Source organism: Nguyenibacter vanlangensis (assembly GCF_013376155.1).
Classification (GTDB): Bacteria; Pseudomonadota; Alphaproteobacteria; order Acetobacterales; family Acetobacteraceae; genus Gluconacetobacter; species Gluconacetobacter vanlangensis.
This window is the reverse complement of the sequence record NZ_JABXXP010001128.1, coordinates 1-666: the sequence shown is the minus strand read 5'-3', so window position 1 is coordinate 666 and position 666 is coordinate 1. Positions and strand designations below refer to the sequence as shown.

Below are 666 nucleotides of genomic sequence, written 5' to 3'. Positions count from 1 at the left end.
GTCCGCCGGCTGCGGCGGCACCGGGGGTGGCGAGAAGGCCGAGACCGGGCCGAACAGCCCGCCATCCACCCGGCGCATGGTCGCCTCCGGCTGGCGGATACAACCCCGCACCACCGCCGCGCACACCCCGTCGGTGCCGACCATCCTGTCGTCGTCGCCGGCGTAATGCACCTCGGTGACCCGGTCATCGACCAGGCGGATGGTCACCGCGCACGAGATCCCGCTGCCGCCGTAGCTCAGAGTGGCCAGGTTCAGCGGGCTGATGGAGAAGGACCCGCTGGCCCCGGGCTTGTAGACGTAATGGAACAGGCTGGTATGCGCATTCAGCGCCACGCGCCCGTCGGGCGGCCCGGCACAGGCCTGCAGATCATTCGCGGTCATGCCGATCATGCTGAGCTGCGCCTGATGCGCCGCCCGCGAATCCCCATAGCCGCAGGCGGCTAGGCAGACAGGCAGCGATAGCGCAACGAAGGGGTGACAGGTCGTATTCCGAAACAAGACGACTCCTTTCCAGGCCGCGATCCGTGCCCGTTCACCTGGCGGCGCGCGGCGAGGGGCGTCAATACCACGCGCGTCACCACGCACGCGTCAGCCCTGCGGCGCGGCGTGCAAGGCGCGCAGGCAGTCGCCGCCCTGGTTGATCAGGTGGATGTCGTGCACGGCCCG

1 protein-coding gene and 1 pseudogene are annotated in these 666 nt (G+C 69.8%); one reads left to right on the top strand and one right to left on the bottom strand.

Going from position 1 to position 666, the window contains the following annotated elements:
- A pseudogene (locus HUK84_RS21655) lies at positions 1 to 390 on the bottom strand (hypothetical protein); the annotation flags it as partial.
- A gap of 84 nt (positions 391 to 474) precedes the next feature.
- Between HUK84_RS21655 and HUK84_RS22965 the strand changes: the two are divergent.
- The coding region (locus HUK84_RS22965; RefSeq protein WP_218064501.1) for a hypothetical protein at positions 475 to 666 on the top strand (192 nt) is incomplete at its 3' end.